Source organism: Neorhizobium sp. NPDC001467 (assembly GCF_050275975.1).
GTDB lineage: Bacteria > Pseudomonadota > Alphaproteobacteria > Rhizobiales > Rhizobiaceae > Neorhizobium.
The window spans coordinates 879,721-900,369 of record NZ_JBNNPS010000001.1 but is presented as its reverse complement, the minus strand read 5'-3'; the positions used below and the strand labels follow the sequence as shown (position 1 = coordinate 900,369).

Below are 20,649 nucleotides of genomic sequence, written 5' to 3'. Positions count from 1 at the left end.
TTCGCCCTCACTACGAGATATCAGGGTCGCCACCGGCGGCGCATGGGACAACTGAGCATGGGGTGTTCGTTCCGCAGATCTCTTTTTAACTTAACACCATCGCGGACAATATCGTGGACAGCAACACGTCCGCATCCCACCGATCTACGCTGTCCACTTATTTGTCTCTGATGGTGTTAAGTTAAAAAGAGATACGGAAGTGCGAACCGCCCCATTGATTCACTCTCCGCCGACAAGCACCATTCTTTACAGGATGCCGGAACATCCTGATCAGGTAGGTGCGCATGAACGATACTCTCACTACGACGACAGATTGGCTCGTCGACTTCTGCCACAGGTATGACCAGAACCGCAGGTCCCGCGATGAGGTCGCAGATCTGAAGGCACGATCCACGCAGTTCGACGTCACGAATCCCTTTCATGTCCGAGCCGCAGATGAAAAGCGGATGATCCGGGAGCGCGTCGAGGAAGGCTACATCCTGCCGTTCGCCCGAGAGATTGCCGGAAGCGTCAGGCAGCCGTTCGTCGAGGTTGGTCTGCGCAGCGTGAACAATCCCATCCTCAAGCTCTTCGTTACCAGGCTCCCCCGCAAGGGGAAGGTTCGTGCCTCAGACAACAAGGCCGATCTGTACGTCCCATACTGGTCGAAGCTGCTGACGCTCGACTGCGCCTATATCGAGGGGAACAAGGAGTTCCTGAGCTTCATCCGGATCGACTGCGATGCGGTGTTCACGTCGTCTGAGGCATGCCTTGCAGCTCTTCAGAGACGCGTCGATGAGGGCGCCATCCCGCATCTGCCGCACATCGTGGTGGGTGACGAACTGGCAGACGGATCTTTCTGCGGCCCTCATTTCATTTTCATGCTTGAAGTCGGAGCCTGGAACAGCAAGTCGGATGAGCGATGCCGCAAGGCTCCGGTCAAGCTGTTCGAGGCCGTCTCGCGGGGACTGGTGGCGGCGCTTCTGGATCTAGGCGCAGACGCGAGCGCGCCGCATGGCACCCTTCGCTGCAAGAACCCGTTGTCGCCGATCTGGCAGACGCTCACTCCGAACGCGAGCCAGTTCATGTCGCTGAAGGAGTACGCGGACGTCCTGGACATGAAGGCATCGCGCGCGGAGCTGGTTCGGAAATCAGCGCGGATCCAAAGCCGGATGAGCAAGTCTGCATCGAACGAGCTGTTCAACAAGCTTCTCGACTTCGGTTCCAAGCTCCTCGCGTCCTGGCACTTCGCCCGCGACGAACGCATCCTCCTTCCGGCTGACGAACTTGGAAACGCCGTCTACCGCGAACTGGAATTCTACGCGGCCACTTCCGGACTGGCTGAAGACCGTGCTGCCTACGTCATCGAGAAGGTCGCCACCCACCTGGCAACGAGTTTCGATCCCTCGAAGTTGGAGAGGCCGAAGGCCCGCAAGCGGCTGGCTCACGTCGTCGAGGATATGCCGACCGTCGAAGACAGGCAGCGTGCGGGTGCGGCTTATGCCCAAGGCGCTCGCTTTCAGAAGTCATTCGACACCCTGAAGGCCGCCGTTTCAGCTTTGCAGGATGGAGGCAAGCTCGATGGGATGTCGAAGGAGACGATCTCTATCCGTGCCGGTGTCAGCCGCGCATTCGTCTACAAGCACCTCGACACTGTTCTTCAGGAGATCGTGGCATGATCTCGCTGTCGGCTATTGTGCAAGTCCGCCGCCCCGCTCACACTGGTAACAGGATCGGGTTTTACCTGAGCTCGATCTCATTGAGGGAGAGCTTCCGGCAGCTCTCCCTTTTCCGTTTCTGAAAGGAAGCCATCATGACCACATACATGCGCTACCGAGACTTCATTGCCGATCTCGAAGAGAACGCAGAGGGAGATGATGTGATGCGTGTCGTCGAGAACCGATACATCGCGGAGACGTACGACACGTGGCTCTCGCTGGTGGCGGGGAAGGACGGCGGTGTGGCTTTCGTACGCTCCCGGCGCGGCCATCCGTCGCCGACAGACAAGGGTGTCACCGTGAAGGTCGAGCCGACGGTTTCGATGACCGCGCTGGCCGCCGCCTTGGGTGCAACTGAAATGATGTCCCACGCTCGCACGCTCCTGACACCCGGAGCTGTCGACCCTATCACCGCAGTAATGTTCGCCGACGGTCTCAAGGACTTGAGATCGAATCCTTATCCGGACACGATCGAGCCACCACGTCCAGTGCTGCCTCCGATCCGCAAGCCGCCATCCCTCGACGCGGATCTGTGGACGCGCATCCCTCACGCCCTCCGTCGCGAATATCTCAAGAAGATGGCACACGGCATCCGCTGCGGCATCCATCCGGACGACACGGTCACTGAGCTCCTAGCGGCCGCCTGATATCATAGACGGTATATCCGACCTCGATTATACCATGCGCGATATCTCATGCAGAAGTCCGTGAACTCGATCGCTCTCCATTAACCCTGCCGGCGCCTTCTCGCACTGGCGGGGCTCACAACTCCCCCGGGTCCTGCTATTCAGGATCCGAACAAGGACAACACGATGACGCAGGTACTCCGAATAGCCATAGCAGCCTGATCCGCCCTCGCGCGGAGCCGCTCGCTTATGCCTATTTTCGGAGTCTCCACATGTCGTACGTCCGCAAGTTCTATATCAGCGACACCCACTTCTGCCACGATAACATCCTGCGCATGCAGCCGCGGCTGTTCGAGTCCATCGAGCAGCACGACGAGCATCTCATCCAGCGCTGGAACGCCGTCGTCGACCCTGAAGATGTCGTCTATCACCTCGGCGATTTCGCGCTCGGACTCAACAATCCCGATCGTATCCGGAGCATCTTCCACCGTCTGAACGGCCGCAAGTTCCTCATCTACGGCAACCATGATGTCCGCCGCGACGGCGACTTGCATCCGACCATCGCAGGACTCGATTGGGCGGCGCGTCCCGAAGCCCTGATGTTCGTCCGCGACGAAGGCCAGCACGTCGTCCTCTCACATTACGCCCAGCGCGCCTGGCAGGGACACCTGAAAGGCCACTGGCATTTCTTCGGGCACGCTCACGGCCGGCTCGAATCCTTGGGGCGTTCTCGCGACGTCGGTGTCGATCTCCCCGATGTCAATTTCACGCCGAGAACCTTCAAGCAGCTCACGAAAGGATTGACCGATGTCTGACTGGTACGACCGCCTCGTGTCCCGCCATGGCGATGCCATTCCCGCCGCCGAGGATCTGCAGATCCGGCCCAACCTCCAGCCGATCGTCGACGAACTCTTTGCCGCGCTCTCTGGCTACCGCGTCCGTGTTTACGGCATCACCGAACGCGACGAAGGCCTAGTCGTCATCGATGCTCGCGTTTCCGACGACATCACAGCAGCCGACAAGACAGCCGTCTATGCCATCCTCGAAGAGTACCAGGAGCGCCTTAATGACTGATAGTCGCCTTCCGATGGGCTGGTTCGATCTAGTCCACGATCTCCGTATCGCTCTCATGCGCCACCATCCGACGGCAGCCGTCACAGCCATGACCGCTGACCGCGGCTGGCTCCACGTTGCCGTCGACGACAGCCAGCTCGGCCCCGCCGACCGCGCCGCACTCGGGCGCCTCGTTCAGGGTTTTGTCACCCAGTCGTTATCTACCTGCATGAGCTGCGGGTCTGGACATGGCCGCGATCGCGGAGAACGGCGTGTGGTGACGTGTGATGAGTGCGAACAGGAGACTTGGTGCAATGCTTCCTGATATCCCGCGTATTAAGCTCGACGACCTGCAGGCTGACTTCCCCGGTGTCTTCGACGGCGCGCGTTACGTTGACGTCGGTGTCGGCTGGCTGCCTATCATTCAGGACTTCATCCGGATGGCGCAGGCTATTTGGCCTCAGCTTGAGATCACTGAGTTGAAGGAAAAGTTCGGCAGCCTGCGTATCCACAAAGCCTTCCCTCCTGAAGCTGTTCGCGAGGAGATCTACCTCGCTGACGGCCTCGCGGAGATGCGCTCGATGTACCGCTGCGAAGCTTGCGGCGAGCCCGGTTACATCCGCCGTCCGCCTGCCGGGCAGTTTGCGTGGCTCCAGTGTCGCTGTGACGAGCACGCTACTGACGAGCAGCGGTCGTGGCCGAAGCCCGACTTCTACGAGAATCCCTACGTCTGGGTAGCCGGCACCAAATGCCGCTACGATCCCGTCGCCGATACGCTCGAAGCCATGGAGCCGCCGTACGGAACGCTGCCACACGAAACGCGATATCCGCGCCGATGACAGTACCCCGCCGCCGCCTCGGCTTGCCGCCGCCCACCATACACGTCGAGAGCATGGATCGCGCCGACTTGGTGATCCATGCTCTCACCCGCTGCCCAGACATCGAGACTCTGCTCGACCTCTATGCCTTCGACGACGACGACACCTGCAGCCGGATCGGATGGCATATGGCCAGCATGACAGGCACCGATTTCCGGATCGGTCGACGACTGCTGCAGCTCCTCTCTCCGGACGGCTACCTTCTGCCTCCGCCCGAATTCCGGTTGTCGCGCCAGACGGAGCCGACGGAAGAAGACATGTTTCGAGCGCCCATCGTAACGCCGTGGAGTTGCCAGCTCTGGCAGTCCGGCGATGTGCCCGCTGAGTGGCGAGTGAACGGATCCGTCTATCATGGAGATTGGGGGCCGCGGATCTGGAGCAGGCTGCTGTATCTCAACAGGACGTACGGGATGGCGCTCACAGACGAAGGCTGGGTCAAGCTAGGGAGGAGGATCTGATGGCGGATCATAAGCGGCGGACACCCGTATTGGATCAGATCGAGGCCGATATCGCGGAGCGCGGGCGCGAAGCCGAGATCCTACGGACACTGGCACCCCACATCGAGACCGCCGTCGTTGCCGCGATGTCGGTCGCTGAAAAGGATACCCGGGTGTGGATCCGCAGCGAGGTCGAGAGCTGGCAGCTCATCTTGCCGATGTCGGAGGACGAGTGTGCGTGGCTACGGACATACGTTCGTAGCTTGGTCATCGACGAGATGGGGCGCCGCGGACTGCACGACGATGAAGATTGATATCGGACATAACCACCACAGGAGACGTTGATGTCGGAAATAGTCGTCTTGTGTGAGTGCTGCGGACGTCCAGGTGGCCTGATTGGTGCCGGTGACGACGTACGGGCCAAGTGCGTCCTACATGCAGATGTCATCGATGCCGAGGATTGGCGAGCGAAGCGGGAGTCCATGTCGGTGATGTTCGAGAATGAGCAGGAGGCAATCGCGCACTTCTTGCAGGACTACGGTGCCGGTCTCGACTTGATGAAGGAGCTGATGTCAGACGGTGAGCGAGATCCTGAGGATCCGGATGAGATCAAGCATTGAGAACTGGCACCCAGTGCCTGCGGAAGCGGATCCGGCGGGCACTGGGACGGGATGGCGATCACCGATCGGTGACTATCAGGCGGCTTTCTTCATCGTAAGTGATGCCAGATACATCCGGTGACCTTCGAGAACAAATTCCTGCCACCACGTGAGAATCTCGAGCTTCACGTCGAGATAGCTGTTCTTGTCGTACACGAGCTGAGCCACGCTCTCACGGCCTTCGTTCTTGTGAGTGATCATGGTGACCTCTTCTGAATCCATCGGACGACCACGCAACGTGAAACGGGACATCTTCGGGCCGACGATCGAGACGAACGCCTTGCGGAGATCGTGGGTCGATACGTTGAACGGCATCAGCTCGAAAACGCCCCCGGGCTTCCGCATCTCTTCGATCTTATCCGACACAGTGCGGACGTTGATGTGGCCAGCCATATCATCGCCAGTCTTTTTCGGCCGCTGCTTCGGAAACAGATGGACTGATGCTGGATTGTTCACGGCCATCCGGAGAGCGTGCTTCGCGATGCTAGCCGCCAACGGCGGAAGGGGGAGCTTCCGCCAATGGTGGCTCTTGTCCTCGAGACCCCATACGCACTCGTAATGTCCGGAGTCGAACTGAAAGGCTGACTGGAGAGCGATTGTGGGGGTCGTCCGGCGCTGTCCGGTAAGAAGCTGGAGTTTGAGCACACCGCGAACCGTCTCGTTGGGGCACGATTCCAGAGCCTCCCACAACGCTCCAATCTCGATCTGCGTGAGGGCGCGGAACTTCTCCTTGCCAGCGATCTCTGTCGGGCGCTCCAGGCACTTCGACAGGTCGGCAGCGGGGTTGCGGTCAAGGTTGAACTGCTTCTTGTTCACGAAATGCTTGAAGGCCGCCTTCAGTGCGCTGACGGTTAGATCTGCCTGGCGGATCCCCGCTACTACATCCTTCTTCGAGCCTCTGTCGCCGCGAGCCTGCTGCTCCTCGATAGCACGTTCGGTGCATCGGGAGACGATGTTATCTCGGATCTGAGCGAGATCGCGCGTGAGAATGGCGGCAAGCGGTTTTCCGTGGATAGGAGCGAAGTCTTCATGGAGGCCGGGTGTTGCACCCAGCGCCGACTTGTAGCCACGCGCTGTGTCAGCGTTGCGGTTCCGACCGCACCATTCCAGATAGAGGTCACGTGCGACTTCCCAAACTACTCCGGTACCCGTTGCGACATCGTGGAGATGTCCTGCATCCTGAACGGAATACCCGGCTGCGAAGGACTTCACGAGCGTATCGATCGGGTTGCCCTTCTTCGCTTCCTTCCTGATCTTGACGACCAGTTCCCGAAGCATTGGCAGGTCGTCGAGGCCGAAGTGGGCGAACGGTGCGATCTGTAGGTTCGTGTCTCGGGTGCTGTAGTACCAGGATGCTCCGGTTTTTGTGAGCTTGATCGCAAGACCGCTCGTGTCCTGGTCGCGATAGACCACGGCTGCGGAGACGCCTTTCTTGATCTGATTCTTGACCTTTGTGAGTGTGTAGCCGCTGAAAATTTCGGAGGGCATTCGGGATCTCTTTCTCTTGTCTGAGAAAATGGTCACCCGGATCGAATCGCTTGGCAAGTGCTAGACCCCAGCACACTCGTCGGTTAGCAGCCAAATCACGTGTGATTTAGGAACACGTCTCTAAGTCACAACCAAGAAAGTTGACGAAGATATGTGATGAAACTGCACGTCCACAAATTTGCCCTTGTTTCTAAGGCCTTGATCCGTCAACTTTGTTGACAAGCGCTGACGGCGCGGGCAGAAGGAAATACGAGACCCTCTGACTCTTAATCAGCGGGTCGTAGGTTCGAGCCCTACATCACCCACCAACCTTTCTCAAGCCATTGATATCGTGACTGAAGTCTCGGTCTGACACCGCGCTGGACGATCCTGCAGGGTCGAGATCAGGAATGGTCGTCATCCTGTTTCAACCATTCGGTCTGAAAGCTCAGATAACTTGCGCAGATTTCGTTGCCTCTTTCGTCGCGGGCGAAGATTGCGATGCGGCCCTCTTCCTGACTGGGAAATTCGTCGCGCGCGATGTCGAGCATGATCCTGCTGATTTCCGACATGACCCGATCGGCGGACGATAGTTCCAGGCCGTGTTCGTCGCGGCTTGCGCCATTGCCGTTATGGACATCGAAAAAGTATCTTGGCATGGTGATTCCATCTTTCAGCAGACGATGTAATCCCAAGCAAATGGAATTGTTCCGGGGTAACGCGCTCTCGCCCCCGCCGCTCATCCGGCATTGCCCCACGACACGAAAAGCCGGAGATCACCGTGATCCAGTCCCTCGTCCTCAACCTCGAGCAGCGCGACTATCTTTCCGATGCGGAAAAGGATGTGTTGCGTTCGCTGGTGGGGCGCGAAAGGCGATTTTCCGCCAACGAGGACATCGTGACCGAAGGCACCCGTCCCAATAGCAGCACGATGCTGCTGGAGGGTTTTGCCGCCCGCTACAAGGTGACGCCGGAAGGGGCTCGCCAGATCACAGCCATTCATATCGCCGGGGAATTCGTCGACCTGCACGCCTTCCTGCTGAAGACGATGGACCATGGCATTGTCGCGCTCTCATCCTGTCGCGTGGCGATGGTCGATTACGCGGACCTGAAAAAGGTGACGGAAGACTGGCCGCATCTGTCGCGGCTGTTGTGGCTGGATACGCTGATCCATGGCGGCATTCACCGGGAATGGATCGTATCCATGGGGCGGCGCTCGCGCACCGCCCATCTCGCCCATGTCATCTGCGAACTCTACCTGCGCCTCAAGGTCGTCGCCCATACACAGGGCTGGGCGTTTCACTTCCCGCTGTCGCAGTCGGAAATGGCTGACGTCCTTGGCATCTCGCTCGTTCACATGAACCGGGTCATCCAAAGCCTGCGGCGCGAAAACCTTATCACCTGGGCCAAGGACACGATCACCATCCTCGACTGGCCCCGCCTTCAATCCGTTGCCGGCTTCGATCCGACCTACCTGTCCCTGAACGCCGAGCCACGTTGAGGCCCTAACCGTGCCGCGGACGCCGCCTTGGGTATGGCTTCATCTGCGCGAGACCGAGGCACTTTCCAAGCTGAACGACGACGCACCGCTCCGCGGATGGCAGATCGAGAACGGCATGCGTCACGCTGACACGCCCATTTACACTTGGTTAATGTATCGGGCAGGTTAACGGGAAGATAACGGCGCTGGATGTTGAGAATTGGGCAACCATGCCGTCTAACTTCCCGCAGCCGGCATGACGCCGGTTAGGGGCTCGCGGACCCCCTACTCGAGAGAGTTGGTGAGCCCCGCCATGATATTCTGTCCGACAAGCGCGATCGTCGCCGCATATATGTCGATTTGATACATTAGTTAATGTGCATGCATCATTTTCGCACGCGCGTAAAATCGGGGTCGAGCATAGGCGACTGAACCCGTTGAATCTCCGAAGCATCAGGAACTCATTCCCTCTCTCGGGTAATGAGACGAAATGTCGATAAGATCTGCCCTGTATTTCACCGTGCGGTCGTGAAAGAAGAATGTCCTGCACCTGAGGAGATGCCAATGCCGGACCGTCGCGCCTTTCTAGCCTCCCTTTTCGATGCGGCAGTCCGTGCCGCTGATCCGGTCGAGAGCATGCGGCCGCATCTGCCGGCGAGACCGCGCGGACGCACGGTGGTGATTGGCGCAGGCAAGGGTGCGGCACAGCTGGCGCAGGCGTTGGAAGCCCTATGGGACGGTCCCCTTTCGGGGGTCGTCGTTACGCGCTACGGATTTGGCTGTGCGACCGAGGCCATCGACGTGATCGAGGCGTCCCATCCAGTGCCCGATGGGGCCGGCCTGTTAGCGGCGCAGCGCCTTTTCGATGCCATTGCAGGCCTTGATGAAGACGATCTCGTTATCGCCTTGATCTGTGGCGGGGGGTCGGCGCTGCTTCCCGCCCCGCCGCCTGGCATGACGCTCGAGGACGAGATCGCTATCAACCGGGTATTGCTGGCATCGGGCGCGCCCATTGCGGCGATGAACGTTGTGCGAAAGCATCTTTCGACGATCAAGGGCGGCCGCCTTGCCGCGGCGACCCGGGCGCCGGTCGTCAGCTTGATCGTGTCGGACATTCCCGGCGACAATCCCGCCCATGTCGCTTCCGGACCAACCGTCCCCGACCCTTCGACCCGTCATGACGCGCTGGACGTGGTTCGTCGCTACGGCCTGGCCTTGCCCCAGGCTGCGATCGATCACCTTCACAGCGATAAGGCCGACGCGCCACGGCCCGAAGATCCGGTTTTCGGCCGTCACAGCCACCGCGTCATCGCTTCCAGCGGCGTATCGCTGGAAGCGGCAGCGACGGCCGCGACGGAACAAGGCATTCCGGCGGTCATCCTGTCCGGCGCCATCGAAGGCGAGGCCCGCGATGTCGGCCTGGTTCATGCTGCGATCGCGCGCGAAATCGCCACGCGCAACCGGCCCTTTTCGCGACCGGTCGTGATTCTATCCGGCGGCGAGACGACCGTGACGCTGCGCGGCGCCGGTGGCAAGGGAGGCCGTAACGGCGAATTCGCGCTTGCCATGGTGCAGGCCATTGATGGCTACGATATCGAGGTTCTTGCCGCCGATACCGACGGTACCGATGGAACCGAAAACAATGCCGGCGCCTTTTGTGACGGCATGACGATGCAGCGCCTGCGCGACAGGAACATCGACGCGCAGCAACTGCTTAGCGAAAACAATAGCCATGCGGCTTTCGATGCCATCGACGATCTTTTCGTCACCGGTCCGACCGGCACGAATGTCAACGATTTTCGCGCCATTCTGATCCGGTGACGTCGGGTGCCGGATCACCCGTTTCGCGCACGCATGGCGAATGGATCCGTTCCGGCCGAAGCCATGGCCGCGGCATATTCCTGGATCAGCCGCTCGCACAGATCTGCAGCGCTCGGCACATCCTTGAGCGACGCAACTCCCTGTCCCGCCGACCACACCGACTTCCAGGCCTTTGCCTCGCTGCCGAGATCCATCGCACCGTGGCCGACCAGGTTGTCGGGATCGAGCCCGGCAGCGAGCAGGCTCGGACGCAGGAAGTTGGCGGCGACCCCGGAGATTGCCGGTGTATAGATGATGTCGGCGGCGGTCGCGTCCACCGTCATGCGCTTCTGCTCGTCGCTGATCATCGCCTCTTTCGTCGCCAGAAAGCGCGTCCCCAGATAGGCCATATCGGCGCCCATGAGGCGGGCAGCGGCAATCTGCGCGCCATTGCTCATCGCACCGGACAGAAGCAGCGTCCCGTCGAAGAAACTCCGAATTTCGGGGATGAGAGCGAAGGGGCTGAGTGTGCCCGCGTGCCCGCCCGCGCCGGCCCCGACGGCAATGATGCCGTCGACGCCCGCCTGCGCCGCTTTCTCAGCGTGGCGGCGACTGATGACATCGTGAAACACCAGGCCGCCATAGGAATGCACAGCCTGAACCACATCGGGCACGGCGCCGAGCGAGGTGATGATCAGCGGCACCTTGTGCTCGACGATCTTGTGAAGATCCGCCTCCAGCCGCGGATTGGAGCGGTGAACGATGAGATTGACGCCGTAAGGTGCCGCCGTCTCAGCTGTCGCCAGACGTGCGCGGATCTCGTTCAGCCAATCGCCGAACCCTTCCGTCGTCCGCTGGTTGAGGGCCGGAAACGTGCCGACAAGGCCCGACCGGCAGGTTTCGACGACGAGGTCGGGCCCGGAGGCCAGAAACATTGGCGCGGCAATGGCCGGCAGTCGCAATACCTCGAATATCTTCGGCAGTGGCATCCATTCTCCTCCCAAGGCATGCACCAATTCCCGAGCGGACATGGTTATAAGGGCTGACGCCCAACCGCAAGCAGCCGGCGGGGTGGGCCGCCGGCTGCAGTTGGAAAATGGCTGTAGACTTAGCGAACTGCGCGATCAGCGCCCACGGGCGGCTGCAACCATCGTGCGCAGCTGGTCCTTGCGTCGAACGCCCTGTCGGTAGAGCTCGATGGTGATCGCCGCCAGGCGGTTGATCTCTTCGACGTCCTCGACAGCGCCGAGATCCTGTTTCAGTTCCTCGAAAACCTGCTGGCAACGCAGCAGATCGTTCGAGTCCAGAGGCTCCTCGCTTCGCCTCTTTTCACTTCTGATCATTTCAACTCCTAACGTCATGCTTACGCATACTCGAGGCACTTCAGCCGGGGCCGGTTCTGCTTCCGGTCCCTAAGCTCTGGCAGACACCACCTGAGGTGGATGATGGGCGATATGGTTCAGGGGCGTTCGAGGAGACGGATAAATTCGTCGCGCATTAGAAAAGGCGGCGCTTCCTTCGGCGCGGCGCCCGTCTCTTGATGCGGATTGGTGAATTCGAGATCATCATACGGAAGTGCAAGGGCCTGAACGATGTTCATGATGCCGAGCGCGATCCGCTCGCCATCTCTCGTAATTGCTGCCTCCACGATCGCCGTGTTCATTCCCGCGTCTCCAATCGAACGCCTCATAACGGTAAGACAGCGGCTTTGTTCCGTTCATATCGGAATATTTTTATGAAGGTTTTGCAATCACTTGTACTAAAGGTTGAAGCTTCGCGCCTGCAAAATCGCAAGCTGCCTTGAGGCTAAACCAACAGCGATCCCTCAGCCACTTTGACCGCGTGCCCGCCGATGCGGACCCGCCCAATGTCTGAGTCCTTCACCTCGATATGCAGGTTGATGTAGGAGGCCCGACCCATTTCCACGCCCTGCTCCACGAGGATGGGGTGATGTCCATCGGGCAAGCCGTCGAAGTGGCGAATGGCACCGGCAAGCGCTGCAACGGCGGCGCCGGTCGCTGGATCCTCGGCAATCCCCATGTCGGGGGAAAACATCCGGGCGTGGAATTTCGCTTGATGATGCGTGCCACCCCGGCAATAGACATAGGCGGATGCCAGCGAACCCTCCACGAACGGAGCTGCCTTTTCCCACAACGTGACATCGAATTCCATGTTCTGCACCGCCGCAATATTACGCAGTGGCAACATTAGGAACGGAACGCCCGCGCTCCAGATCGACGCCATGTGGTTCTCGAAACCGAGATCGCCGGTCTTGACGCTCAGCGCGTTGGCCAGTCCCTCGATATCCAAAGACAGATCGATGCGGGCAGGCTTGCGAGGCAGATCGAATTCGGCAAATCCGACGCCGCCTTTGCGCAATCGCACCGCGCAGCGCACCGGACCGATCTTCTCCTCGATCATGCAGACGAGATCGACATCACCGGCATCGGGTCCGCGCTCCAGTTCGGTCAGCGCCACGGCACTGCCGACCGTCGGGTGGCCGGCGAAGGGCAGTTCCTTGCCCGGTGTGAAGATCCGCAGACGCGCCGCGTGCGCCGGATTATCCGCCTGCTGCACGAAAACGGTTTCCGACAGGTTCATCTCCCGCGCCAACGCCTGCATCGCCTGATCGGACAAACCATCAGCATCGAAAATGACTGCCAGCGGATTTCCCGCAAGTTTGCTCTCGGTGAAAACGTCGTAGATGGCGTAGCGGCGAGCCACAGCGAACCTCTAGGTGGTTGGCGATGGCATCAAACTGCCCCAGCGTTTTCTGCGGCGCAACCCCGTTTGTTCATTTGTCGGCCCGTGCAAAAAACATGTCGAGTATTGGGTACATGGCCGGACTGTAGTCGTGCGCAGCCCGATCGGATGACCGGACGATGACCGCGGCATCGATCTCCTGTTCCGGATCCTGCCGCATATGGGCCTCGATCCGCGCGGCCATCGCGTCGGCGCTCATCGCAAAGCGGTAAAAACGAAAGACCACGATCCGGTTCCGGTCATGGCTGGCATGGAAATGCGCGTCCGCTTGCGCGGTATCGAGATCAATGCCAGTCTCCTCACGCACCTCACGACGCATATTGCCGACAAGATCGACCTGGTTGTCGGCGACATCGGCAAGGTCGAGCGATCCGGCTGCGCAATAGACCTTGCCTGGACTGGAGGTCCGTTCGCTCATGCGGATGGCAACGATCGCACCGTCGCTCGAAACCGGAACGGCAAAGCCGAAGAGATGCAGGGCGCCCGCCATTTCGGGCTGTTTGCGCCACCACAGAAAGGCGGCATAGGGGATGACCTGGGCAACACCGCGGATGATGCCGCCATCAAGGGTCACACGGCGCTGCAACAGCATTGGGCCGTTGAACAGATGCGGATTTCTCTCGCTCGCGACACGCCAGTTTGCCTTGATTGCCTCGGCATTTTCGACATGGATTGGGTGCGGCCCCTCCACCACACGCAGATCGAAGCCATCGACGCGAAAAGGGTTGGTCGGCGGAGGCCAGACGCCGGGCGGCTTTATCGTCATGCCAGATCAGCTCCTTGAGGGATGCGACGCCGCCGCGATCGCGTTGCGGCTTGTCCATCCTACCCTAGCCCCGCAAAGCAAGACCGGCTACCCGCTACAATCTCCAGGCGGATCGTATGGCGATCGACATCCTATCGCCAATCTTGACCGGACTGCGGCTGAAGGCACGCAGCACCTGTCCATCGCCCAGCGCGAGCCTCAATGCATAGCGCTCCCCCTCGAAAAGCACCGATGTCACCGTCGCCGCCACACCGTCGGCATCGACCTCGACATCCTGAGGCCGGACCAAAATATCGCAGAAGCCATGCCCCTCCGCATGCGAAAGCGATTGCTGCAGCATGCACCAATCGAGCAGTCTGCCGGCAAGCGATGCCGCCGGCCACTTGAGAATCGCGCCCTGGCCGACGAGTTCACCGACAAGACGGCCCTCCGGGCGCGCATAGATGTCCTGCGGGCTTGCCATCTGCAAAACCCGGCCTTCCGACATGACGGCAACGTCGGTCGCAAGCGCCATGGCCTCGGCCTGATCGTGTGTGACATAGATCATCGTCGCGCCGGATCGGGCATGGAATTCCCTGAACGTCTCTTCCATTTCCTGGCGTAGATGGCGGTCGAGATTGGCGAGCGGCTCGTCGAGCAGAACGACATCCGGCTCAGTGACGAGGCAACGGGCCAGCGCCACACGTTGCCGCTGGCCGCCGGACAGATCAGCTGGGCGACGGTCAGCATAGGCTTCGAGCCTGACGGCGTTGAGCGCCTCGCGGATTTTCTTCGCGCGCTTTTCACCAGAGATACCACGCACCTTCAGCGGGTAACCGACATTGTCGGCAACGCTCATATGCGGCCAGAGCGCATAGGATTGAAACACCATCGCCATGTTGCGATGCTCGGGCGCCACCATCGCGCCTGCATCGGCGAGCACGCGATCGCCGAGCAGGATGGAACCGTCGGTCGGCTGTTCGAAACCGGCGATCATGCGCAGAACGGTCGTCTTGCCGCAGCCAGAAGGGCCGAGCAGCGCCAGAAAGCCGCCGTCGCGCACGTCCAGCGACACGTCGTTGACAGCCGGACGTCCCCCGGTTTCGAAGGATTTGGACAAACGGTTGAGGATCAGCTTCGCCACGGTACCACACCTTTCGGCAGTTTCTTCGCCATCAGTTCCAGCAACAGCATCATCGCGATCACCATGATGACGACGAGAACGGAGAGCGCGGCGGCAAGATTGAAACTGCCGCTGTCATCGAGATTGTATATCGCCACGCCGAGCGTCTGCGTGCCGGCCGACCAGAGAATGGCTGAAACGGTCAGTTCGTTGCAGGCAATGAGGAAGACGAGAATGACCGACGCGCCTGCCGCCGGCGCTACCAGCGGCACAACGATATCGATGAGCCGCCGTCCGAAACCCGCGCCTGACAGGCGTGCCGCTTCTTCCAGCGACGGATCGAGCTGGCGGAAGGCGCTCACTACCGGCTTCAGGCTGACCGCGAAGAAGCTGGAGAAATAGGCGACGAGGATGATCCAGATCGTGCCGTATATGGAAATGCCTATGACAGGGATCGGCGCGGCGAAAACGAGGATCAGCGCAACGGCGAGCACGATGCCGGGCAACGCATACGGTATCTCCGCCAGAGCCGACAGAACAGGTGCAAGACGGCTTTTCGAGCGGACGAGATAATATCCTGTCAGCACAGTCACGACGAGGAGACCGAGAGCCGTCGTCAGCGATAGCGCGACGGAATTGAAAAAGGCCGTGCGGGTGATGGTCTGCTTGAACAGGACTTCGCGATAGGCATCCAAGGTCGCCGTTGCTGGTGTCAGCGGCACGCCATAGGCAGGCGCCAGCGAGCTTGCGATCAAGGCTGTCAGCGGCATGACCAGCATGACGAAAATCGCCAGCCACAGAACCAGCTCACCCAGCAGACGCCAGTTGCCCAACCGGAACAGGGCCACCTGCCCGGAAAGCCCAATGACGCGATAGTCGCGACCACGCAAAACCCGTTCCTCGACGGTCAGGCCCATCACCGAGAGGATGGCGATCAGGCCAGAGAGAAGCGAGACATCGGCAAAAGTATTAGGGCCAAAGGCGGCAAATTTCGAATAGATCAGCGTGGGCAAAGTGTAAATCGATGCCGGAATGCCGAGGATGGCGGGAATGCCGAAATTGCCGACGCAGGAGACGAAGGCAATCGCTGCACCCGCCACGAAACCCGGCAAGGACAGCGGCAGGACGATATCCTTCAGCACCTGCCAGGACGAAGCGCCGGACAGCCGTGCGGCCTCGACGCCGTCACGTGGCAGCGCCAAAAGACCGGCGCGTAGCGACAGGAAGACCAGCGGAGCATTCTGGACGCCGTAAAGCAGCGCGATGCCGCCGATCGAATAGAGTGGCTGAGGAGACCCAAGCGGCGGCGCCATGCCAATCGCCTTCAGAAGCGCGCTCGACGGGCCGGTCATGCCGATCCACGACAAGGCCGTCACCTGTGGCGGGATCATCGTCGGCAGCATGAACAGAAAACCGAGCGCCGTCTTGCCGCGCACATCGAACAGCGTCAGCAGCAGCGCAAACCCACCACCGAGAATGACGGCCGCGATCATGCCGAGAAAGGATGTGGTCAGTGTGTCATAGACGGCCTGCCAGACGGCAGGGTCCGACAAGAGCGCATGGGCTCCGCCCCCAAAGAGCGACGAAACGCCAGTCATGGCGAGCCGCCCGAGCGGCAGTACGCTCAGGAAGAAGATCACCACGACGACAAAGGAAAACAGCCAGCGGGGCTGGCTGTTTTCTCGATTCTGAGATCGGAACATCAGGCCTTATATCAGCCCTTGGTGCCAAAGATATCAGAGAAGGTCTTGACGTCCTTTTCCGAATTCTTGAGCGCATCGGCGGCATTCAGCGGCAGAACCTTGATCTCTTCGCGAGCCGGATAACCGGCAGGCAGCTCGATGCCGTTGCGGGCCGGGATGTAACCGAGACCGGCAGCGATCTTCTGGCCGTTTTCAGACAGAAGATAATCGATGAACTTCTTGGCATTGTCCTGATGCTTCGTCGTGGACAGGATGGCGGCCGGCTCGGTGACGGCAGAAACGCCTTCCGTCGGGAAGACGAACTCGACCGGAGCGCCCTTGGCCTTTTCACGGATCGGCATGTAATCGACGACAACGCCGTAAGCTTTCTCGCCAGAAGCAACGGCTTTCAGGACGCCACCGTTACCGCCTGCTGCAACAGCGCCATTGGCCTTGAGGTCCTTGTAGTAATCCCAGCCAAGACCTTCGACGCCGGCCAGCGTCTGAGCGTGGATGAGAGCAGCGCCCGAGGCGACGGGGCTCGGCATGGTGACGAGACCTTTGGCTTCCGGCTTGGAAAGATCAGCCCAGCTCGTCGGCTTCATCGCCGCCTGGGTGTTGTACATGATGCCGGTGGTGATCAGCTTGGTGGAGTAGTAGTAGCCATCAGCGTCATAAAGCGAGGCGTCAAAGTTCTTGGCTTCCGGCGACTTGTAGGCCAAGAGCTGGCCCGCGGCCTTCATGCGTTCGAAGGTAACCGTATCGGCGATCAGCAGAACGTCGGCGACCGGGTTGCCGGCAGCGATTTCGGCGTTGAGTTTTGCCATGATCTGCGGCGTTCCGTCGCGAACCCACTCGACGTCGACATTCGGATTGGCGGCCTTGAATCCGTCGATCGTCGCCTGCGCATCGGCATTCGGCTGACTGGTATAGACGACCAGATCCGCAGCATTCACAACGCCGGCGAGACCGAGCGCGACAAGCGCCGTGAAGGAGGAAAGGAGCTTTTTCATGAAGGCGTTCCTTGTTGATCTGACGCGCTTAAACACACATTCGGCGACACTCATATGACAGACTTGCGCAGCTGTTCAATCAGGCAAAGAAAAAGGGCGGGTCGCCTGTGGACCCGCCCTTTTCGTTGTCTCTAACATGATTGTCGATCAGATGATCGGCAGACTTTCGTGCTCGCTCACCGAAGCATTGGCAACCAGACGGCCAAGGCGCTTGATGCCCTCGTCGATCATCGCATCATTGGCGCAGGAGAACGAGACGCGCAGCGTGTTGGCATTGCTGCCATCGGCAAAAAACGCCTTGCCCGGCACGAAGGCGACCTTTTCCGTCGCCAGCGACTTCGCCAAAAGCTCGGCGCCGTCCATGCCTTCGGGCAGCGTCACCCACACGAACATCCCGCCTTCCGGCTTGGTCCAGCTGGTGTTCTTCGGCATGTATTTTCCGAGCGCGGCCAGCATGGCATCGCGACGGCCGCTATAAACGCGCTTGATCTTGGCGACCTGATCGGCAAAACCGCGCGAAGCGACATGCTCGACGGCGATCTGGTTGATTGTCGAGGAATGCAGGTCTGCCGCCTGTTTCATCAGCACCAGCTTGCGGATGACAGGCATGGCGGCCACGACGAAGCCGACGCGCAGGCCAGGCGCCAGCGTCTTGGAAAAGCTGCCGCTATAGATCGTGCGGGTGTTTTCGATGCTGCCGGAGCGGGCGATATCCAGCGCCAGGATCGGCGGGATGGCGTCGCCATCGAAGCGCAGGTTCTGATAGGCCGCATCTTCGAGAACAGCGATATCCAGTTCATCGGCCAGCGCCAAAAGTTTTTCACGACCGGCAAGGTCGATTGTCTCGCCGGTCGGGTTGGAGAAGTCGGCCGAGAGATAGGCAAACTTTACCGCGCCGCCAGCCTTGGACGCCGTCTCGCGATAGGCTTCCGGCGTGCGGTTGCCGTTGAGCGACAGCTGATCGTAATGCGGCTCGTAGGCATTGAAGGCGGACAAAGCGCCAAGATAGGTCGGCCAGGTCACCAGCGCGGTATCGTTCGGCGACAGGAAGAGTTTTCCGAAATAATCGAGCGCCTGCTGCGAGCCGGAGGTGATGAAGACGTTGTCGGCTGTACAGTCGATGCCGATCTTGGCCATGTCGGCGACGATCCAGTCGCGCAGCGGCTTGTATCCCTCGCTCACCGAATATTGCAGCGCCGAGTTCACCTGGGCGCTTGAAAAGATGTCGGCATAGGCGGCCTTGAACTCGTCGGCCGGGAACAGCGCCGGGTCCGGAATACCGCCGGCAAACGAGATGATATCAGGCTGCTCCAATAGTTTCAGCAGTTCGCGGATTTCCGACGCCTTCATGCGGCTAGAGCGCGTGGCGAAGATTTGTTCCCAATCAAGCACGGGACGTTTCCTCTTATTACAATTTGTTGCCTTCAGCTTTACAGAAATTTCGACAGGTCAGCAATACTGACCTATCGGATAATCATCATTTTCTTGCATTTCTTCGGCCTTCTCCGCCACCGTTATCTTCTCAGTAGGCGGTAAGTATGTCACCACGGACCTGCTTATGATCAAGGAGGAAGATCATGCTGAAAAACCTGGATCCGGCCCTCAATGCCGACGTCCTTTATGCGCTCAGATCAATGGGGCACGGCGATACGCTCGTGCTCGCCGACACCAACTTTCCATCAGATTCGATTGCGCGCCAGACGGTGCTTGGCAAGGTGCTGCGGATCGACAACGTAACTGCTGCCCGCGCCATGCGGGCCATCCTCTCCGTCTTGCCTCTCGACACGCCGCTGCAACCATCGGTCGGGCGCATGGAAATCATGGGTGATCCAGACACCATCCCCGAGATCCAGCAGGAAGTGCAGACGGAGATCGATACGGCTGAAGGCCAGTCCGCACCGATGTACGGGATCGAGCGATTTGCCTTCTACGAAAAGGCCAAACAAGCCTATTGCGTCATCGCCACCGGCGAAACCCGCTTCTACGGCTGCTTCCTGCTGACCAAGGGCGTCGTTCCGCCCAAGAACTAAAACGGAATGGGCCGCGCAGGAGAGTTCCCGGCGCGGCCCATTTTTTCAAACCGTCATGGCCGTATAGCCAGACAAGAGCCGCTTAGTTGACGGCCTTGTCTACGAGCTTGTTCTTGCCGATCCCTGCGTCGCCGCAGGCGCGCATCACGAAAGATGCCTTGGACCGGCAAGCCAATTAGTTGACGGCTTTATCGACGAGCTTGTTCTTGCCGATCCACGGCATCATGGCGCGCAGCTTGGTGCCGACTTCTTCGATCTGGTGGCTGTCATTGTTGCGACGGATACCCTTGAAGCGCGCGCCGCCCGCACGGTATTCCTGCATCCAGTCCGAGGTGAACTTGCCGGTCTGAATGTCGGTCAGAACGCGCTTCATTTCAGCCTTGGTTTCAGCAGTGATGATGCGCGGACCGGTGACATATTCGCCCCACTCGGCCGTGTTCGAGATCGAGTAGTTCATGTTGGCGATACCGCCTTCATAGATCAGGTCGACGATCAGCTTCACTTCGTGCAGGCACTCGAAATAGGCCATTTCCGGGGCGTAGCCGCCTTCGACCAGCGTTTCGAAACCGGCGCGGATCAGCTCGACCAGACCACCGCATAGAACGACCTGCTCGCCAAAAAGGTCGGTTTCGCACTCTTCCTTGAAGGTGGTCTCGATGATGCCCGAACGGCCGCCGCCAACGCCGCAGGCGTAGGAGAGAGCGAGATCAAGCGCATTGCCCGAAGCGTTCTGGTGGATGGCAACGAGGCAGGGAACGCCGCCGCCCTTCTGGTATTCGCCGCGAACCGTGTGACCCGGGCCCTTCGGTGCGATCATGACGACGTCGATCGATGCCTTCGGCTCGATCAGGCCGAAATGGACGTTGAGGCCATGGGCAAAAGCGATCGTGGCGCCGTCGCGGATGTTGGCAGCGATCTCATCCTTGTAGATGTCGGCCTGCAGTTCGTCCGGGGTTGCCATCATCATCAGGTCGGCCCAGGCCGCGGCTTCCGCCACCGTCATCACCTTGAAGCCGTCGGCTTCGGCCTTCTTGGCCGTGGCCGAACCTGCCTTCAGGGCGATCGCCATGTTCTGGGCGCCGGAATCCTTCAGGTTCAGCGCGTGGGCGCGGCCCTGGGAACCGTAGCCGATGATGGCGACCTTCTTGGACTTGATGAGGTTGATGTCCGCATCACGATCGTAATAAACACGCATG

Annotated in this window: 24 protein-coding genes; 12 read left to right on the top strand and 12 right to left on the bottom strand. The window is 60.0% G+C overall.

Annotated features, from left to right (window positions below):
* Positions 1-284: 284 nt before the first annotated feature.
* The 9 genes from ACQKKX_RS04450 to ACQKKX_RS04410 all read left to right on the top strand — a co-directional run bounded on the left by ACQKKX_RS04450 (position 285) and on the right by ACQKKX_RS04410 (position 5,311).
* Positions 285-1,658, top strand: coding sequence for a hypothetical protein (locus ACQKKX_RS04450; protein WP_427569163.1), 1,374 nt, complete (start codon positions 285-287; stop codon positions 1,656-1,658).
* Positions 1,659-1,792: 134 nt separating this feature from the next.
* Positions 1,793-2,344 carry a hypothetical protein gene (locus ACQKKX_RS04445; RefSeq protein ID WP_427569161.1) on the top strand — a complete coding sequence of 184 codons (552 nt, stop codon included), beginning with the start codon at positions 1,793-1,795 and terminating at the stop codon, positions 2,342-2,344.
* A gap of 251 nt (positions 2,345-2,595) precedes the next feature.
* A complete protein-coding gene (locus ACQKKX_RS04440; protein ID WP_427569159.1) occupies positions 2,596-3,138 on the top strand; it encodes a hypothetical protein in 543 nt (180 codons plus the stop codon).
* Complete coding sequence (locus tag ACQKKX_RS04435) at positions 3,131-3,397, top strand: hypothetical protein (RefSeq protein ID WP_427569157.1); 267 nt, start codon at positions 3,131-3,133, stop codon at positions 3,395-3,397. The genes ACQKKX_RS04440 and ACQKKX_RS04435 overlap by 8 nt, the downstream gene beginning before the upstream one ends.
* Positions 3,390-3,701, top strand: coding sequence for a hypothetical protein (locus ACQKKX_RS04430; protein ID WP_427569155.1), 312 nt, complete (start codon positions 3,390-3,392; stop codon positions 3,699-3,701). The genes ACQKKX_RS04435 and ACQKKX_RS04430 overlap by 8 nt, the downstream gene beginning before the upstream one ends.
* Entirely contained in the window at positions 3,691-4,215 is a 525-nt protein-coding gene (locus tag ACQKKX_RS04425; RefSeq protein WP_427569153.1) for a hypothetical protein, read from the top strand. The genes ACQKKX_RS04430 and ACQKKX_RS04425 overlap by 11 nt, the downstream gene beginning before the upstream one ends.
* Positions 4,212-4,712: a hypothetical protein gene (locus ACQKKX_RS04420; protein WP_427569151.1), complete on the top strand. Its 501-nt coding sequence runs from the start codon at positions 4,212-4,214 to the stop codon at positions 4,710-4,712. Before ACQKKX_RS04425 ends, ACQKKX_RS04420 begins: the two co-directional genes overlap by 4 nt.
* Positions 4,712-5,005 carry a hypothetical protein gene (locus tag ACQKKX_RS04415; protein ID WP_427569150.1) on the top strand — a complete coding sequence of 98 codons (294 nt, stop codon included), beginning with the start codon at positions 4,712-4,714 and terminating at the stop codon, positions 5,003-5,005. Before ACQKKX_RS04420 ends, ACQKKX_RS04415 begins: the two co-directional genes overlap by 1 nt.
* 30 nt (positions 5,006-5,035) lie before the next feature.
* Positions 5,036-5,311, top strand: a complete 276-nt coding sequence (locus tag ACQKKX_RS04410) for a hypothetical protein (protein WP_427569149.1) — start codon at positions 5,036-5,038, stop codon at positions 5,309-5,311.
* A 75-nt stretch (positions 5,312-5,386) separates the two neighbouring features.
* On the opposite strand, the gene ACQKKX_RS04405 is transcribed toward ACQKKX_RS04410, so the two are convergent.
* Positions 5,387-6,838, bottom strand: a complete 1,452-nt coding sequence (locus ACQKKX_RS04405; RefSeq protein ID WP_427569148.1) for a hypothetical protein — start codon at positions 6,836-6,838, stop codon at positions 5,387-5,389.
* 383 nt (positions 6,839-7,221) lie between these two features.
* Positions 7,222-7,476 carry a DUF6894 family protein gene (locus tag ACQKKX_RS04400; protein ID WP_427569147.1) on the bottom strand — a complete coding sequence of 85 codons (255 nt, stop codon included), beginning with the start codon at positions 7,474-7,476 and terminating at the stop codon, positions 7,222-7,224.
* Between the two features lie 122 nt (positions 7,477-7,598).
* On the opposite strand from ACQKKX_RS04400, the gene ACQKKX_RS04395 reads away from it, so the two are divergent.
* A complete protein-coding gene (locus tag ACQKKX_RS04395) occupies positions 7,599-8,318 on the top strand; it encodes a Crp/Fnr family transcriptional regulator (RefSeq protein ID WP_427569146.1) in 720 nt (239 codons plus the stop codon).
* Positions 8,319-8,855: 537 nt separating this feature from the next.
* A complete protein-coding gene (locus ACQKKX_RS04390; RefSeq protein WP_427569144.1) occupies positions 8,856-10,118 on the top strand; it encodes a glycerate kinase type-2 family protein in 1,263 nt (420 codons plus the stop codon).
* Positions 10,119-10,132: 14 nt separating this feature from the next.
* On the opposite strand, the gene ACQKKX_RS04385 is transcribed toward ACQKKX_RS04390, so the two are convergent.
* From ACQKKX_RS04385 to ACQKKX_RS04345, 9 genes are all read right to left on the bottom strand, one after another.
* A complete protein-coding gene (locus tag ACQKKX_RS04385) occupies positions 10,133-11,086 on the bottom strand; it encodes an NAD(P)H-dependent flavin oxidoreductase (protein WP_427569143.1) in 954 nt (317 codons plus the stop codon).
* A gap of 135 nt (positions 11,087-11,221) precedes the next feature.
* Positions 11,222-11,440: a hypothetical protein gene (locus ACQKKX_RS04380; protein ID WP_427569142.1), complete on the bottom strand. Its 219-nt coding sequence runs from the start codon at positions 11,438-11,440 to the stop codon at positions 11,222-11,224.
* Positions 11,441-11,556: 116 nt separating this feature from the next.
* Complete coding sequence (locus ACQKKX_RS04375) at positions 11,557-11,760, bottom strand: hypothetical protein (RefSeq protein WP_427569141.1); 204 nt, start codon at positions 11,758-11,760, stop codon at positions 11,557-11,559.
* Positions 11,761-11,903: 143 nt separating this feature from the next.
* Positions 11,904-12,821 (bottom strand): PhzF family phenazine biosynthesis protein, encoded by a 918-nt coding sequence (locus ACQKKX_RS04370; protein ID WP_427569140.1) that lies wholly within the window; start codon positions 12,819-12,821, stop codon positions 11,904-11,906.
* A gap of 70 nt (positions 12,822-12,891) precedes the next feature.
* Positions 12,892-13,626, bottom strand: a complete 735-nt coding sequence (locus ACQKKX_RS04365) for an NUDIX hydrolase (protein WP_427569139.1) — start codon at positions 13,624-13,626, stop codon at positions 12,892-12,894.
* Positions 13,627-13,720: 94 nt separating this feature from the next.
* On the bottom strand, positions 13,721-14,749 hold the full coding sequence (locus ACQKKX_RS04360) for an ABC transporter ATP-binding protein (protein WP_427569138.1): 1,029 nt from the start codon (positions 14,747-14,749) through the stop codon (positions 13,721-13,723).
* Positions 14,737-16,431: an ABC transporter permease gene (locus ACQKKX_RS04355; protein ID WP_427569137.1), complete on the bottom strand. Its 1,695-nt coding sequence runs from the start codon at positions 16,429-16,431 to the stop codon at positions 14,737-14,739. Before ACQKKX_RS04355 ends, ACQKKX_RS04360 begins: the two co-directional genes overlap by 13 nt.
* A gap of 11 nt (positions 16,432-16,442) precedes the next feature.
* Complete coding sequence (locus tag ACQKKX_RS04350) at positions 16,443-17,423, bottom strand: ABC transporter substrate-binding protein (protein ID WP_427569136.1); 981 nt, start codon at positions 17,421-17,423, stop codon at positions 16,443-16,445.
* A 147-nt stretch (positions 17,424-17,570) separates the two neighbouring features.
* Positions 17,571-18,815 carry a PLP-dependent aminotransferase family protein gene (locus ACQKKX_RS04345; protein WP_427569135.1) on the bottom strand — a complete coding sequence of 415 codons (1,245 nt, stop codon included), beginning with the start codon at positions 18,813-18,815 and terminating at the stop codon, positions 17,571-17,573.
* Between the two features lie 185 nt (positions 18,816-19,000).
* Between ACQKKX_RS04345 and ACQKKX_RS04340 the strand changes: the two genes are divergently transcribed.
* Entirely contained in the window at positions 19,001-19,453 is a 453-nt protein-coding gene (locus tag ACQKKX_RS04340; protein WP_427569133.1) for an RbsD/FucU family protein, read from the top strand.
* A gap of 175 nt (positions 19,454-19,628) precedes the next feature.
* Here the strand turns inward: ACQKKX_RS04340 and ilvC are convergent, their stop codons facing one another.
* Positions 19,629-20,648: a ketol-acid reductoisomerase gene (gene ilvC, locus ACQKKX_RS04335; RefSeq protein WP_427569132.1), complete on the bottom strand. Its 1,020-nt coding sequence runs from the start codon at positions 20,646-20,648 to the stop codon at positions 19,629-19,631.
* Between the last annotated feature and the right edge of the window lies 1 nt (position 20,649).